The following is a 12921-nucleotide window of genomic DNA, read 5'->3' on the forward strand; positions in this document are numbered from 1 at the left end:
AACTTTTGTCTTGCACTTCAAAAAATCAGTTCGTTTTTTATTTGTAAGCTATTTATTTGCTTTTTCGGCTTCTTCTTGTGCTAAAAGTAAGCATCCGGTGATTCCAGCATCGTCGCCTAATGCACAGTGAACGATGTATTTATCCAAGTCAGGTGTCTTTAAGTAGCCGTTCATTTGCTTCTTAAATGATTCCCGCATCATTGGGAAGAGTTGTTCTTGCTTTGAAACTCCGCCACCAAAAATAATCATTTCTGGTGAAAGAACAACCGTCAAGTCCATGCAGGCTTGAGCAAGGTAATATGCTTCAATTTCCCAGTCATGGTCATCCTTTGGGATTTCATATGCTTTCACACCGTGGTGCCGGGCTTCAACTGCTGGGCCAGCTGTTAATCCTTCAAGGCAATCCTTGTGATATGGGCAATGACCTTCGTACTTGTCATCCGGGTGACGCCGCATGATCATGTGGCCCATTTCAGGATGACCAAAGCCTTCAAGTAATTTGCCGTTAACGACGCCACCGCCGCCAACGCCAGTTCCGACAGTTAAGTAAACGCAACTGTCTAAGCCCTTAGCTGCCCCGCGCTTTAATTCGCCGTATGCCGCAACGTTAACGTCCGTTGTCCATGCGTATGGAACGTCGAACCGTTTCTTCATTTCGCCAAGGAAATCATAGTTTGCCCAGCCTTCCTTAGGCGTTGTTGTAATGTAACCATATGTATCTGAATTGCGGTTAACATCGATTGGGCCAAATGAACCAACTCCAATTGCATCACATGGGTTTTCTTCAAAAAACTTGAAAACTTCACTCATTGTTTCAGCTGGAACCGTTGTTGGAATTTTAACCCGCTTTAAAACGTTTAAATTTTCATCGCTGACAGCACAAACAAACTTTGTTCCGCCGGCTTCAATTGCACCATATCTCTTTGCCATATGCTTTCTCCTTATTTGTTATATTCACATTTATGATTATAAAACAAAAGCGTTTTAAAATAAACGCTTTCAAAATTATTAACCAATTTTTTAACGAATCAAGTTGCATTGTGTATAATATTATGTGTTTAATTATTTGTTCTAGAAAGGAGCACCCATATGCGTGTTCGGCGTCTTGACCATATCGTTTTAACTGTCAGCAATATTCCGCAAGCAACGCGGTTTTATCACGAAGTCTTCGACATGCCTGTCATTGAAGATCAAACCGATGAAAATGTCACTACATTACGGTGCGGTCATCAGTTGATTCGGCTTCAAAAGAACGACCGGCCAACCGAATTAAAAGCTGATCATCCAACGATTGGAGCGGCTGATTTGTGCATCGTTGTCGGCGATGACATTAATGATGTTGAAAACCACCTTAAAAGTTACTTTGTAAACATCGTTGAAGGTCCTGAAAAGAAGATGGGGTCTGAAGGCGAAATGACTTCAATTTACATTACCGACCCGGATAACAATTTAATTGAAATTGCTTCATATAAAAAATAAAGTGGCTGTTCCTGGAAATCCCAGGCAGTCACTTTATTTTTCTAACCAACCGCCATCGATTGGAACCGCTGTTCCATGAATGTAATCAGCTCGCGGACTTGCCAAAAACATGGTCAATGCAGCCACTTCTTCTGGTTGAGCCCAACGCTTTGCTGGGGTTTGATCAGCAACCCATTTAGCCATCTTGCCATCGTCTTCCTCAAAGTCCTTGGCATTCATTGGGGTTTCAATTGCCCCGGGCGCAATACAATTTGCCCGAATTCCTTTCGCTGCGTAGTCATAATCCAATTGCTTTGTATAACCGATAATTCCAAATTTCGCAGCTGTATATGCTGCTCCGCCACCACCGGCAACCATGCCAGCAATCGATGCCATGTTGACGATCGTTCCATGACCGTTTTCAAGCATCTGTGGTAAGATCAGGTTCGTGATTCTGAAAATACTCTTCAAATTTGTATCAAAAATTTTGTCCCACTGATCTTCGGTCGTCTCTAAAGTCGGGGCATAGCCGTCAAGAATCCCGGCCGTATTGATCAAAATATCAATTTGGTTATTTTCGATAATCGGATTCAACCAGGCCTCAATTTCTTGCGGATCGCTCACATCGCATTTCGTAAAGTTAAAGTTTCCGTGATCATTCAACTCATATACCTGACCGCCATTTTGAATGTCAGCTCCGAAAACCTTGGCCCCGGCATCCAAAAAAGCCTTGGCCTGTTCAAAGCCGATTCCAGATGAAACCCCCGTAATAACAACGACCTTTCCTTCAAATTCCGGATATAAATTCATTAGTCAACCAACTTCCAATCTTCAGCTAAAACATCGCATGAGGTCGGCATAAATTGCGATAATGCCGGTTCTTCCTTTGTCCGAATCATCAAATATGGATTGATTGCTTCACCGTTTAAAGTATCATCGTTAACTACGAAAATGTATTCTTCCGAACCGCCCCAACCTGTCCGAACGGCCTTTTTACCTTTTTTTAATTCTGGTAAAACTTCTTCAAATGTCATCTTGATCCTCCATTACTTTGTTAAATCAATTCGTTTACTTAAAATTCCAAAAATTACTGCACCAATCACCATTGAAATGAATTCACCGACTGCAACCGCTAAGTACGTTGGCCAAAACGGAAGGTGATTTACGAAATGCAATTCTAGCGCAACCGTCCAGGTCATCAACGTACATACAACCACTGCAATTGCGAGCTTACCGGCCGTTGATTTGACCCGCCGGCTTAAAAAATAACTCAAACTTGTCATTAAAAGGGTCCCCAGGGAACCAAAGACAATATCAACAATTCCAAGCGGTGAATTAAGATTGGCGATTGCGCATCCAATCGTTAATGCCCAAATATAACGTTTATTAAAAACGGCAAGGTTATTAAAAATTTCAGATAACCGAATTTGCATTGCGCCATAACTAATTGGCGACAACCCAAGCGTTAACGCTGCGTACAGTGCCGCAACGATGCCGGCCTTAGTTAAACTAACTAAGGACTGTTTTTTTTGATTATTCACAGGTATCAAACCTCTTTCTAGTTTTTTTAAGTGGGATTTTCGCGAACCACTCATGTTTTAGTATAAGAAAAATCAGAAACGATGACAAATTCACCATCCCTGATCCTTAAACTTAACCCCAACTGATGACGATCCCATCCGTTCCGATATGGGCAATCATCGAAAGGTTCATTTCATATAATTTAATTTGGGCAGCCGGAAATGTGCGGTTGATTGCCTTGATCAACCGTGAAATCACTTGATCGTTATGTCGGGTTCGAATTGCGGTGATTGTAATTTGAAGTTGCCCTGCCATTTCTTGATACGCCGGCATGATCATCCGCCGAATCGTCCGGGAAAGTTTGCTATGCTGCAAATAAGCACTTTGAACTTCAAGCTGTCCCTGCGTATTAAAGCGCATCAACGTTTGCGGGCGAAAAATCGTTTTCTGAATCGGAAAGACTCCATTCTTAACGTATCCAGTAGTCGAAATATGCCGCAGATTCTTTAAAATCATCACGGTCCGATAACTATTCCGAACCTCTTTCAAAATCGGTTCAATTGCATTCCAGTCTTTTCCTTGCCCAACCAACTTTGCCGCTAATACCGCTAAATTTCCTTCTGCAACTCCCATTGAATACGAATCAACCAGATGAATGTTGATTTGATCATGGCGTTGTTGATATGAGCGCAAGTTATTTCCTAGGCCGCTAATATCATTATCCAGGTAAACCCAGATAACATCCGTATAACTCTTATCGATCAGTTCATTCAAAAATTCATCAATCGCTGTCACTGACACCTGACCGCACATTAAAAACGAATTCTTTTCACGAAGCATTGCCTTAACCTGTTGTCGATCATAGTCATACTTTTCATAATATCGCTTGCCGTTTAACAATAACGGTAACGACAACGTTTTAATTGCTAATTTATGCTTGATTTGAGGAGCAATAATCGCCGCGCTATCTGTCAGAATCGCAGTTTTCATTTCTTACCATCCAATTCATTAATCCTTCAATTCTAAACATCACTAACTATCTTACCATATTAACCCATCAAATGCTGGCCAAGCATAAACCCGAAAAACGCAAAGCTAATTCCAATCACATAACTTAATATTCCGTATAACAACGCCATTTTATAGTTATGATCGTCCAGTAACGCAAACAATTCCGTATTAAACGTTGAAAAGGTTGTGTAGCCGCCTAAAAAGCCAGTTCCAAGGATTGCATACGGGAATGTCTTGAGTTTGATTCCAACAACGAATCCTAAAACAAGGGCTCCTGAAACATTTAAAAAGAACGTTGCTAATGGAAATGAGCCCTTAACGTGTTTTTTGATCAAATTCGTTAAAAAATACCGAACACATGCCCCGGCGCTTGCGCCTAAACCTAACATCCAAATCATTAAAATTCACCCTTTTCCTTCTTAACAAGCCGGCTTGCTAAAACATAGCCGAGAGTTACCCATAAAAAGCCGCCTAGAATACTAATACTTAAATAAACCATCGCATGAATTAAATGATGGGCGTTCACCAGTTTCATAAAATCAACTGTAAATGAAGAAAAGGTCGTAAATGCCCCAATAAAGCCGGTCCCTAATCCGACATTCAGCCATCCAGCAAGCAAGTCGCGTTCAATTACATAATACGTCAGAAAGGCTAACAAAAAGCATCCTGCCAAATTAGCAACGATTGTTCCACTGCTTTGCCAAATTTTTCCTAAATAATATCTGCTGATTCCGCCAAAAAAGGCAAAAAAAGCAACGCTCAAATAGTTTTTTACCTTGTCGCTCATTTTAAAACTCTTCCTTTTAATTTAGATATTGATCGATTTTTTGACGAAGATAATCTTCAAATGGTTTGAATGGCCGGTATCCCGTAATCTTCTCCTTGGCTTGACCATCAACAAATAAGATTTGGGTCGGAATATTTTGAATTCCAAATTGTTCTGCAAGTTCCCGGAATTGCCCGACATCAACCTTAGCAAACTTAATTTGGTTGCCGAATTGACTTTCAAGCTGTGCAAGAACCGGATCAAGCATCTTGCACGGTTGGCACCAATCGCCCCAAAAATCGAGCAAAACTAATCCGCTAGCTGTTTCTTCAGCAAAGTTTTGATCAGTGATCGTAACTGCCATTTTTCCACTTCCTTAAATCTTATAACATATCCTCTTATTCTACTCTTCTTTGAGAAATATAAAAAGCCAGGAAATCCCGACCTTTTATCGTTTATTATTTATCGCTCTTTTTTCTGAAAGGAATCATTGCTCCCAAACCAGCCAAAATCGCAGCCCCAACTGCTGTTAAAATTCCGCGTTGTTCACCCGTTGCTGGCAACTTCCGGTTATCAGCATTCGCTTTTGAAACATCTGACTGCTTTGCACCTGTTTGTCCCTGAACAGCTGAATCATTTGAATTCTTCGCTGCTGGATCCTCATTTTTAGCAAAGTTCATTGAAGATGATGAACTCTTATTTCCCGGATCAGCAACATTTTTATCCGGATCAGCCGTCTTCTTTGAACTATGTGATCCAGCGTTTGACGAAGCTGATTTTGAGCCTGAGCCCTTTGTTCCAGGATCTACTGGATCTTGAGTTGATGATTTTTTCAAGCTGCTTGATGAATTTTTGCCACTTAATTCGCTGCTTGAAGTCTTTCTCGATGAATCCCCACCATTTGAACTCTTCTTACTGTTTCCATTGCTTGAAACACTTGAGTCTTTCTTACTGCTACTTGAAGCCTTACTTGATGAACTTTCAATGCTTGAGCCCTTTTTGCTACTGCTGTTTGATGACTTCAGCTGACTGCTTGTACTCCTTGAAGTACTTGAATGTTTGCTGCTTGAAGCTTTACTTGATGAGCTCTCAATGCTTGAGTCCTTCTTACCACTGCTTGAAGTACTTGATTGTTTACTGCTTGAAGTCGTGCTTGATGAGCTCTCAACACTTGAACTCTTTTTACTGCTTGATGACTTCATTTGACTGCTTGAAGTACTTGATTGTTTGCTGCTTGAAGCCTTGCTTGATGAGCTTTCAATGTTTGAACTCTTCTTACTACTTGATGACTTCACTTGGCTGCTTGAAGCTTTACTTGATGAGCTCTCAATGCTTGAGTCCTTCTTACCACTGCTTGAAGTACTTGACTGCTTATTGCTTGAAGCCTTACTTAATGAACTTTCAATGCTTGAGCTCTTCTTATTGCTTGAAGTACTTGATTGTTTGCTGCTTGAAGCCTTGCTTGATGAACTTTCAATGTTTGAACTCTTCTTGCTACTTGATGACTTCACTTGGCTGCTTGCACCATTTGAAATACTTGATTGCTTGCTGCTTGAAGTCTTGTTTGATGAACTTTCAACCCTTGAGCTCGACTTCTGGCTTGATGAACTTTCACTACTGCTTGAACTTGACTTCTTACTTGACGAGCTCTTCACACTTGAACTCTTCTTACTACTGCTCGATGATTTTAAACTGCTTTTACTCAATGATGATGAATGTTTACTTGAGCTTGAAGAACTGGTTCCATTCAATGCTGCCTGAGCTTTATCAACTGCTTGTTGCGCACTTGCAACTGCACTTTTCGCATTATCAAGAGCTGTTTTCGCAGCTTGTTGTGCTTTAACTGCAGCAGTATATTGCTGGTAAGTATTTGAAACCTGGGTCTGTAACTTAACAATTTCTTGGTACATTTGCTTGGCATCTGCAGTATTTTTATCTGCTAATTGATAATACTGGTCTTCTAATTGAATCGCCTTATTATCCAAGTCTTGCCATTGCTGACTCAAACTCCGTGCCTTTTGAGTTGCATTATCATAATTTGTTTGCGCTGATTGCAAGTTTTTCTTTGCATCCGCAAGCTTTTGTTGAGCATCTTTCAACTGTTCTTGCGGTGTCAAACTTGAGCTTGAAGATTTTGAGCTCGTTGAGGTACTAACTGACCCTTTTAAGCTTGATTTTGTCGAACTTGAACCCGTACTTGATGAAATCGTACTGTTTGTTGTTGCCGAGCTGCTTGAAGCCTGAACCGCACTGGAACTTCCACTGGTTGCAACGCTTGAACTTCCATTCAAAGCGCTGCTTGAAACCGTACTGCTGGCTTGAGCGGCATCAAATGCTTGCTTAGCTTGATCGTAGGCTTTTTGAGCAGTTGCCAGTTGTTGCTGAGCTGCACTTAAGTTTGTCTTAGCGGTTTGCTGTTGCTGCGCTAATGTTGAATGTTGGGCCTGAACCTTTTTCAATTCAGTTTGCACTTGTTGAATTTGCTTCGCAATTTCAGCGCGTGGATCTGTCGTTCCACTGCTAATACTGCTTGAACTACTATTTAAACTTGCTAATTTGTTATCAAGCTCTTCAAGCTGCTTATCTAATGCTTGCCACTTATCGCTATTATCCTTAACCTGTTGATTAATTGTATTTAATTGACTTTGAGCTGTGTTCACCTTCGTTTGCGCAGCTTGTAAATTAGCCTTTGCTTGATCCAGCTGTCCTTGAAGGGAACTGCCGGACGTTTGGGTTGCTTGCTGATTGACCGCAACCGTCGTCGCATTCACAGCCGGGGCCAAACTTCCTGCTACCAGCATTCCCGTCAAAGTTAATGAACATAAAAGATAATTTCGTTTCTTCAAATTGGTCCTCCCTCGTAATCTTACTCATTATTAATATTAATTATTGTTCGAATTTTAATAACCTATGCTTATCATTTTATCAAAAATCCCCCGTTAACATTGGGAATTTAATTTTTAATAAGACTTATTTATAAACTTTTTAAACTTTACCCGATCTTTTTTAATTATTAATGCTACGATCTTAACTAGGAGGCGAAAAAGATGGAAAACCAAAATGCACCGCTTTGCACGAATGGCATGCAATGTACTGCCGGATGTCCATGTGCTGGTAAGGACGGAATTTGTCATTGTCCGATGATCGATGATCAAAAATGCGCATGCAACGGACACTGCGTCGTTCCAAAATCAAAGTAACAAAAAAGCTATGGCCAAAGCCATAGCTTTTTCATTCTTATTTATCAAACACTTTCAAAGTGCTCTTATTTGCTGGTTGAACCTGTTGTAATTCGCCGCGAACAATGATCCGGGTCTTAACTCCAGGAGTTCCGGATGAGCAGGTTACCAATGTTAATAACTTTTGACCTGGGACATCATTTAGCCATTGAACTTGATCTTCATTAACGATCTTCTTCAACGTAACCTTGTAAGTATAAACGTTCTTTCCGTCTGTCAAATATACCTTGGCCCCAACGCCAATGTTTGCTAATGGTCCAAACAAAATGTTGTTATCTTCCATGTGGTGGCCGGCAAGGCAGTAGTTACCTTCTTCACCCATCGTTTCATTTTGCTTCATCGTTCCAGCCCCACGCATCAAATTGCTTTGAGCTAAACCGTAGAAGACCGGCAAGTGAATGCCGACATCTGGGATTGCAATTTTTCCAATTGATCCCGCTGCATTTGAGGTTGCGGCCTTAGCAACATCTTTTGTATCAACCGGACGAACAGCATCATAATCGAATTGCCCTTTCTTCGGCTTTGAACTGCTGATTGGCTTGTTTAATGCGGTTGTTGAAATGTGGTTAACAACAAATGATTTGATTTGTTCGTTAAAAATCAATGCTAAGCCGCACAATACCAATAAAATAACTAAAATACTTACAAGGGTTTTTCTTACTTTCCCATGTTTTTTACTTCTTGATTCTGCCATCGTGAGTTACCCCTTTCATTTTTACACTTACTATTTCGTCGTTTCAGGTTCTGATTGACGAACGGTTGAATCTTCCTTCTTTTTCAAAACAACTAAAATTCCGATACTTACAACCGATACGATTGCTCCGAGGAACAAGTATGGTGTCCGGTATGTGAACGTAACTTGGTGTTTTCCAGCACTGACAGGAACTGCTAAGAATTCATCAAGAGCTTTCTTCGGTTTAACTGTCTTGCCATCAACCTTAACGTGCCAACCAGTTTGAGCAGGAATCGTTGTCATGATCAATTCATGTTTTGGAACGTCGATTGTTCCGCTAATCTTCGTATTACTGAAGTGATCAAGCTTCAATGGGTGTTCGTTCAAATCATTCATTAATGACTTGTACTTACTCATATCAAGGTGATATAACCCAAAGCTGTCAAGTTGCAAACTATTGTTGGTCAATGTCATCGTCAATGTTTGCTTTTGATCTTTTTGACCGCCGCCAGTAATGTTCAAGATCATTGGTGAGTTAAAGTCCCCGGTTTGGGTCAACTGTTGATCACCAATTGTGAATGAACAATTCAAGTTACCATTATTGGCAAATGCTGGTCCAATCGTTAAGTAGTATGGATCGTTTGTCTTTGGTGTAAATGGCATTTGAATTGTTGCATCCTGATTACCATCGACCTTGGTATACGTATTGTTTCCTTCATCCTTCAAGTTGCTGTAAACGACGCTTAAATCTTTATACGACTTAAAGAGTTTCAGCTTCTTGTTGCCTGCCAAGCCAGCCGCAATCATGTTTTGATTTTGAATTGGTTGGGCAGATTGTAACTTAACATTCAAGATATCCGGACTTGCGGCAAAACCAATTGGCAAGACGTACGGATTCTTATAAATATTGATCGTGTTAGTTCCATTCACTAAATTATCATTACTCAAATCAAGCCGGGTTGAATATGGTGATAAGACATTTGTGTCTGATGTTTGATTCAACATATACTTGATTCCAAGGAATGAGTCTGAGAACAACGTCCCGTTACTGTAACCCGTGTAGTTATCACCGGATGAATCCCCAATTTCGTTCATAAAGTTTGAAGTCTTCGGATCCATCATTGAATTAAATTCATCGGTCCCATAGAAGTTACATTGCATTGGATCGTCTTTTGAACGTTCAAATGTTTTGCCGATTCGATAAAATTCATTCTTCCCTGGCCGAATTCCATCAAGTGCAGTGTTTAAGTTTGAAATAAAGCCGGCAAAATCGCTTTGTTTGACGTAGTCGATTGGATTCAAACTCAAAGCAACGTTTGCTCCCATTTCAACGGTCGTTAATGCCAGTAATGAAAGCTTGAACCACTTCTTCATCGGAACTGAGAATAATACTAAGAATCCGATGATGATCACACTGCTGATCACAATGTTGGTGCTCTTTAAGAAGCCAAACTTCTTAATATTGTAGAAGCTGTATTCAACGATTACTCCTAGAACAATCACACTGAGCATCAACTGCAACCGGGATAGCCGGGTGATCTTCAATAATCCCCGCGCCGCGATTAGAATCATCCAGAAGCAGACAATGTATGAGAACCGGTATGGGTACCATACAGGGAATTGCATTGCGTGCCAGAACAAATCAAGTGGTTGGTAGCAAAGTGAAACAACAAAGAAAGCACTCACAACGATCGTTGCGATTTTTTCTTTCAGTTTGATTTCCTTGCATGTGAAGTAGCAGATAAATCCAATTAAAACTAAAGTCCCAACGAAGATGTTTGGCGTTCCCTTTGGCATTTGGTCAAAGTTGAACCCGCCAACCAAGAACTTCGGTAAGATCTTCCATGGGGAGTAATCAAATTTCCATTGGAATGACTTGGTATTATATTGGGCCTTGGTCTGCATGATGTTAAAGAACGTTGGCAATAAGGCGACGGCTGCCATCCCGGCACCAAGAAGCGACCGGCCAATAAAGCTTCCAATCGTCTTCCACTTTTCCTGGATCTTTTCACTGTTGCGGACATATGTCCATGCAAAGTATAAAACTGCGAAAATGCAGATCATGTAACCCATGTAATAATTTGTAACTAAAATAATTGCTAAAAATACCGGGTAGACCCACATGCTTTTCCGTTCAATCAGATTTTCAATTCCGATGATCATCAGTGGCAAGAAAACCAGTGCATCTAACCACATAATATTTAAGATATTTGCAACTACAAAACCGTTTAAGGCATATGCAATTGAAAATGCTGGAACTAAAAATCCTTTTTGCCACTTTTCTTTAAGAAGCAGCTTGCTGAATGCCCATCCACTGCATCCAACTTTTAAAACGGTAATCAAAAGAATTCCGAATGTGATCCATTTCCCAGGCGTAAAGAGCAAGACTAAGTTAAACGGGCTGAATAAATAGTATGCCCATGTTCCCCACATGCTGCCCCCAATCGCATTTTGGAATGAATAGAAGAATTGACTGAAGTGATGCAACAATGTGTTTCGATAAAATGAATAAAAATCGACATATTGTTGCCCTAAGTCAACCGTCAAAATTGACGAATTTCCAAACGGGAACATCTTTCGGTAAGCAAAGTACCCTAATAAAATCAAAATTGGCAATGCAAACGAGAGCAATTGCAATAGGCGGGTGTTTTTGCTTGAATCCGAAACTTTACGCGAGGATTTCTTTTCTCTTTTTCTCACGTTTAAACTCACCCCATAATAGTTATTTGTTTGATAAAATTTTTTACTTTTTAACTTTATCACTCATCTAATGATTGTACCATAGATTAAATGGTTTCTATTATTCCTAATAATGAATCTTAAAAAAATAATATTTGTTTAACGAAAAATTCTTACTCTCACGATTTAAGAAAAAGAAAGGTTACGACAATCGCCGTAACCTTTCTTTTCAAATTATCTTAATGAATCCCATGCTGGCAAATCAATCTTTGCCTGGCCGTTAACTTGCTTAGCATATTCTGAAATATACTTTTGGTTAATAATGACTTCATAAACGTATTTATCGAACCATTCATCTGACATTACAAAGTAACCTTGGTCGCCAATTTTACTTCCCCATGAATTTTCAACTTTCCACTTGGTTGGTTTGCTATCCACGATATCAACGCCCGTAAACGTCATTGCGTGAGAGACTTCCCCGTTACGTGACATCAAGCGATCTTTTTTGCTTAATTCAAGGTCAACGTTAAACAATTCACCCTGTTTAAAGAATTCAGATGAAAGGTAACCTTTTTGCCGATCAAGATCTTGTAAAACGTCGCATCCAAACCAAACCGTTTCACCATTTTTAAGTGACGCAATCACAGCATCCTTCAATTCTTGTGTGCCCACATTCAAGAATTCAATATGCTTGCCGTTGTAAATGTAGTCTTGGCTTGGCAGACCATATTTTTGATTCATCTCATGATCGGGTGCATCTAATAAGCAAACATAATCGTCAAAATTCCGCTTGCAGTATTTTTCAAAGAAGCTCTTTGGCGTTAAATCGCGATCAATGTGGTACTTCTTATCTTGATCACGATATTCAAAATCAAATTTAACTGGTGGTTGTCCAAAAGCGTAAACGAGCATCCGATAAATATCGCTTAAAGCTTCTTTTTTATATGCTCGTAATTCTTCATCCGATTTACCAGCTGCCTTCATTTCACGAAGATGCATTGCATCCTTACTAAGTTTCAGATTTAATGATGAGTTTAGGTCGCTCGTCTGATCACTTGCGAAGGTTTCCGGCATGACACTTTGCGGAACAACCCCGTATTTATCGATCAATGCCGCTGCATTAGCCCATTGACCACCATCATTATCATTCCAGTTCAAAACATCAAGTAACTCCCGGTCATCACTTGGACGATCAGCCAACCGAATCACTTCTTCAAGGTAGTGGTTGGCCTTTTCCAACCGGTCAAAAAATGAATTATAGTTTTGTGAGAATTGAAAGTCTTTAACATTGTATTTCTTTTCAAATTCATGGCGCATGGTATTTAACGTTGCAAATAACCAGCAACGCCCACTCTTTTTCTGCGCAGTCACTGCTCCAGTTTCAACTTCAATTGAAAATACCCGGTTTAGATCGCGTTTGGCTGCATAGTTGCGGCTGGCTGCGATTACGCCGTTTTCTTGAACCGCCCGGCCAAGTGAAGCCGATGCTGGGGTTTGTTCATAATCTTGATTAAATTTTTGCAGATCTTGATATGTAATATCCTGTTCCGTTGTCATCATGATCCTTCTTTCAT

14 protein-coding genes and 1 riboswitch are annotated in these 12921 nt (G+C 40.2%); of the genes, 2 read left to right on the forward strand and 12 right to left on the reverse strand.

The annotated features are described in order from the left end of the window. Positions 1-48 precede the first annotated feature (48 nt). Positions 49-930: an ROK family protein gene (locus A3O17_RS05305; protein ID WP_064207872.1), complete on the reverse strand. Its 882-nt coding sequence runs from the start codon at positions 928-930 to the stop codon at positions 49-51. A gap of 159 nt (positions 931-1089) precedes the next feature. On the opposite strand from A3O17_RS05305, the gene A3O17_RS05310 reads away from it, so the two are divergent. After that, the gene (locus A3O17_RS05310) at positions 1090-1479 is read left to right on the forward strand and encodes a VOC family protein (RefSeq protein ID WP_064213135.1); all 390 of its coding nucleotides are present in this window, start codon (positions 1090-1092) and stop codon (positions 1477-1479) included. 33 nt (positions 1480-1512) lie between these two features. Here A3O17_RS05310 and A3O17_RS05315 read toward each other — a convergent pair whose 3' ends face one another. From A3O17_RS05315 to A3O17_RS05350, 8 genes are all read right to left on the reverse strand, one after another. After that, positions 1513-2268, reverse strand: a complete 756-nt coding sequence (locus tag A3O17_RS05315) for a 3-oxoacyl-ACP reductase (RefSeq protein ID WP_064213134.1) — start codon at positions 2266-2268, stop codon at positions 1513-1515. After that, positions 2268-2492, reverse strand: coding sequence for a DUF2829 domain-containing protein (locus tag A3O17_RS05320; RefSeq protein ID WP_064213133.1), 225 nt, complete (start codon positions 2490-2492; stop codon positions 2268-2270). The genes A3O17_RS05315 and A3O17_RS05320 overlap by 1 nt, the downstream gene beginning before the upstream one ends. A gap of 12 nt (positions 2493-2504) precedes the next feature. Next, on the reverse strand, positions 2505-2999 hold the full coding sequence (locus A3O17_RS05325) for a QueT transporter family protein (RefSeq protein ID WP_064213132.1): 495 nt from the start codon (positions 2997-2999) through the stop codon (positions 2505-2507). An 11-nt stretch (positions 3000-3010) separates the two neighbouring features. After that, a riboswitch (PreQ1 riboswitch) is annotated at positions 3011-3055 on the reverse strand. A gap of 56 nt (positions 3056-3111) precedes the next feature. Continuing rightward, positions 3112-3969 (reverse strand): DegV family protein, encoded by an 858-nt coding sequence (locus A3O17_RS05330; protein ID WP_064213131.1) that lies wholly within the window; start codon positions 3967-3969, stop codon positions 3112-3114. Between the two features lie 59 nt (positions 3970-4028). Continuing rightward, positions 4029-4388 carry a fluoride efflux transporter CrcB gene (crcB, locus tag A3O17_RS05335; protein WP_064207876.1) on the reverse strand — a complete coding sequence of 120 codons (360 nt, stop codon included), beginning with the start codon at positions 4386-4388 and terminating at the stop codon, positions 4029-4031. Then, positions 4388-4777 carry a fluoride efflux transporter FluC gene (locus A3O17_RS05340; RefSeq protein ID WP_064213130.1) on the reverse strand — a complete coding sequence of 130 codons (390 nt, stop codon included), beginning with the start codon at positions 4775-4777 and terminating at the stop codon, positions 4388-4390. Before A3O17_RS05340 ends, crcB begins: the two co-directional genes overlap by 1 nt. 16 nt (positions 4778-4793) lie before the next feature. After that, positions 4794-5120, reverse strand: a complete 327-nt coding sequence (locus tag A3O17_RS05345; RefSeq protein WP_064207878.1) for a thioredoxin family protein — start codon at positions 5118-5120, stop codon at positions 4794-4796. Positions 5121-5214: 94 nt separating this feature from the next. After that, on the reverse strand, positions 5215-7602 hold the full coding sequence (locus A3O17_RS05350; RefSeq protein WP_064213129.1) for an LPXTG cell wall anchor domain-containing protein: 2388 nt from the start codon (positions 7600-7602) through the stop codon (positions 5215-5217). 201 nt (positions 7603-7803) lie between these two features. Between A3O17_RS05350 and A3O17_RS07930 the strand changes: the two genes are divergently transcribed. Beyond that, the gene (locus A3O17_RS07930; RefSeq protein ID WP_164477235.1) at positions 7804-7956 is read left to right on the forward strand and encodes a hypothetical protein; all 153 of its coding nucleotides are present in this window, start codon (positions 7804-7806) and stop codon (positions 7954-7956) included. A 37-nt stretch (positions 7957-7993) separates the two neighbouring features. On the opposite strand, the gene A3O17_RS05355 is transcribed toward A3O17_RS07930, so the two are convergent. The 3 genes from A3O17_RS05355 to A3O17_RS05365 form a co-directional block, all read right to left on the reverse strand. Continuing rightward, positions 7994-8689, reverse strand: coding sequence for a sortase (locus A3O17_RS05355; RefSeq protein WP_064208232.1), 696 nt, complete (start codon positions 8687-8689; stop codon positions 7994-7996). 30 nt (positions 8690-8719) lie between these two features. After that, positions 8720-11368: a YfhO family protein gene (locus A3O17_RS05360; RefSeq protein WP_064213128.1), complete on the reverse strand. Its 2649-nt coding sequence runs from the start codon at positions 11366-11368 to the stop codon at positions 8720-8722. Positions 11369-11581: 213 nt separating this feature from the next. Next, on the reverse strand, positions 11582-12907 hold the full coding sequence (locus tag A3O17_RS05365; protein ID WP_064213127.1) for a C1 family peptidase: 1326 nt from the start codon (positions 12905-12907) through the stop codon (positions 11582-11584). Positions 12908-12921 lie beyond the last annotated feature (14 nt).

It is taken from the genome of Ligilactobacillus aviarius, from assembly GCF_001654615.1.
Lineage (GTDB): Bacteria > Bacillota > Bacilli > Lactobacillales > Lactobacillaceae > Ligilactobacillus > Ligilactobacillus aviarius_B.

Excerpts from the sequence above, each read along its gene's own strand:
- A3O17_RS05305 (WP_064207872.1), bottom strand. The coding sequence starts at position 930 with ATGGCAAAGAGATATGGTGCAATTGAAGCCGGCGGAACAAAGTTTGTT.
- A3O17_RS05310 (WP_064213135.1), top strand. The coding sequence starts at position 1,090 with ATGCGTGTTCGGCGTCTTGACCATATCGTTTTAACTGTCAGCAATATT.
- A3O17_RS05315 (WP_064213134.1), bottom strand. The coding sequence starts at position 2,268 with ATGAATTTATATCCGGAATTTGAAGGAAAGGTCGTTGTTATTACGGGG.
- A3O17_RS05320 (WP_064213133.1), bottom strand. The coding sequence starts at position 2,492 with ATGACATTTGAAGAAGTTTTACCAGAATTAAAAAAAGGTAAAAAGGCC.
- A3O17_RS05330 (WP_064213131.1), bottom strand. The coding sequence starts at position 3,969 with ATGAAAACTGCGATTCTGACAGATAGCGCGGCGATTATTGCTCCTCAA.
- crcB (WP_064207876.1), bottom strand. The coding sequence starts at position 4,388 with ATGATTTGGATGTTAGGTTTAGGCGCAAGCGCCGGGGCATGTGTTCGG.
- A3O17_RS05340 (WP_064213130.1), bottom strand. The coding sequence starts at position 4,777 with ATGAGCGACAAGGTAAAAAACTATTTGAGCGTTGCTTTTTTTGCCTTT.
- A3O17_RS05345 (WP_064207878.1), bottom strand. The coding sequence starts at position 5,120 with ATGGCAGTTACGATCACTGATCAAAACTTTGCTGAAGAAACAGCTAGC.
- A3O17_RS07930 (WP_164477235.1), top strand. The coding sequence starts at position 7,804 with ATGGAAAACCAAAATGCACCGCTTTGCACGAATGGCATGCAATGTACT.
- A3O17_RS05355 (WP_064208232.1), bottom strand. The coding sequence starts at position 8,689 with ATGGCAGAATCAAGAAGTAAAAAACATGGGAAAGTAAGAAAAACCCTT.
- A3O17_RS05365 (WP_064213127.1), bottom strand. The coding sequence starts at position 12,907 with ATGATGACAACGGAACAGGATATTACATATCAAGATCTGCAAAAATTT.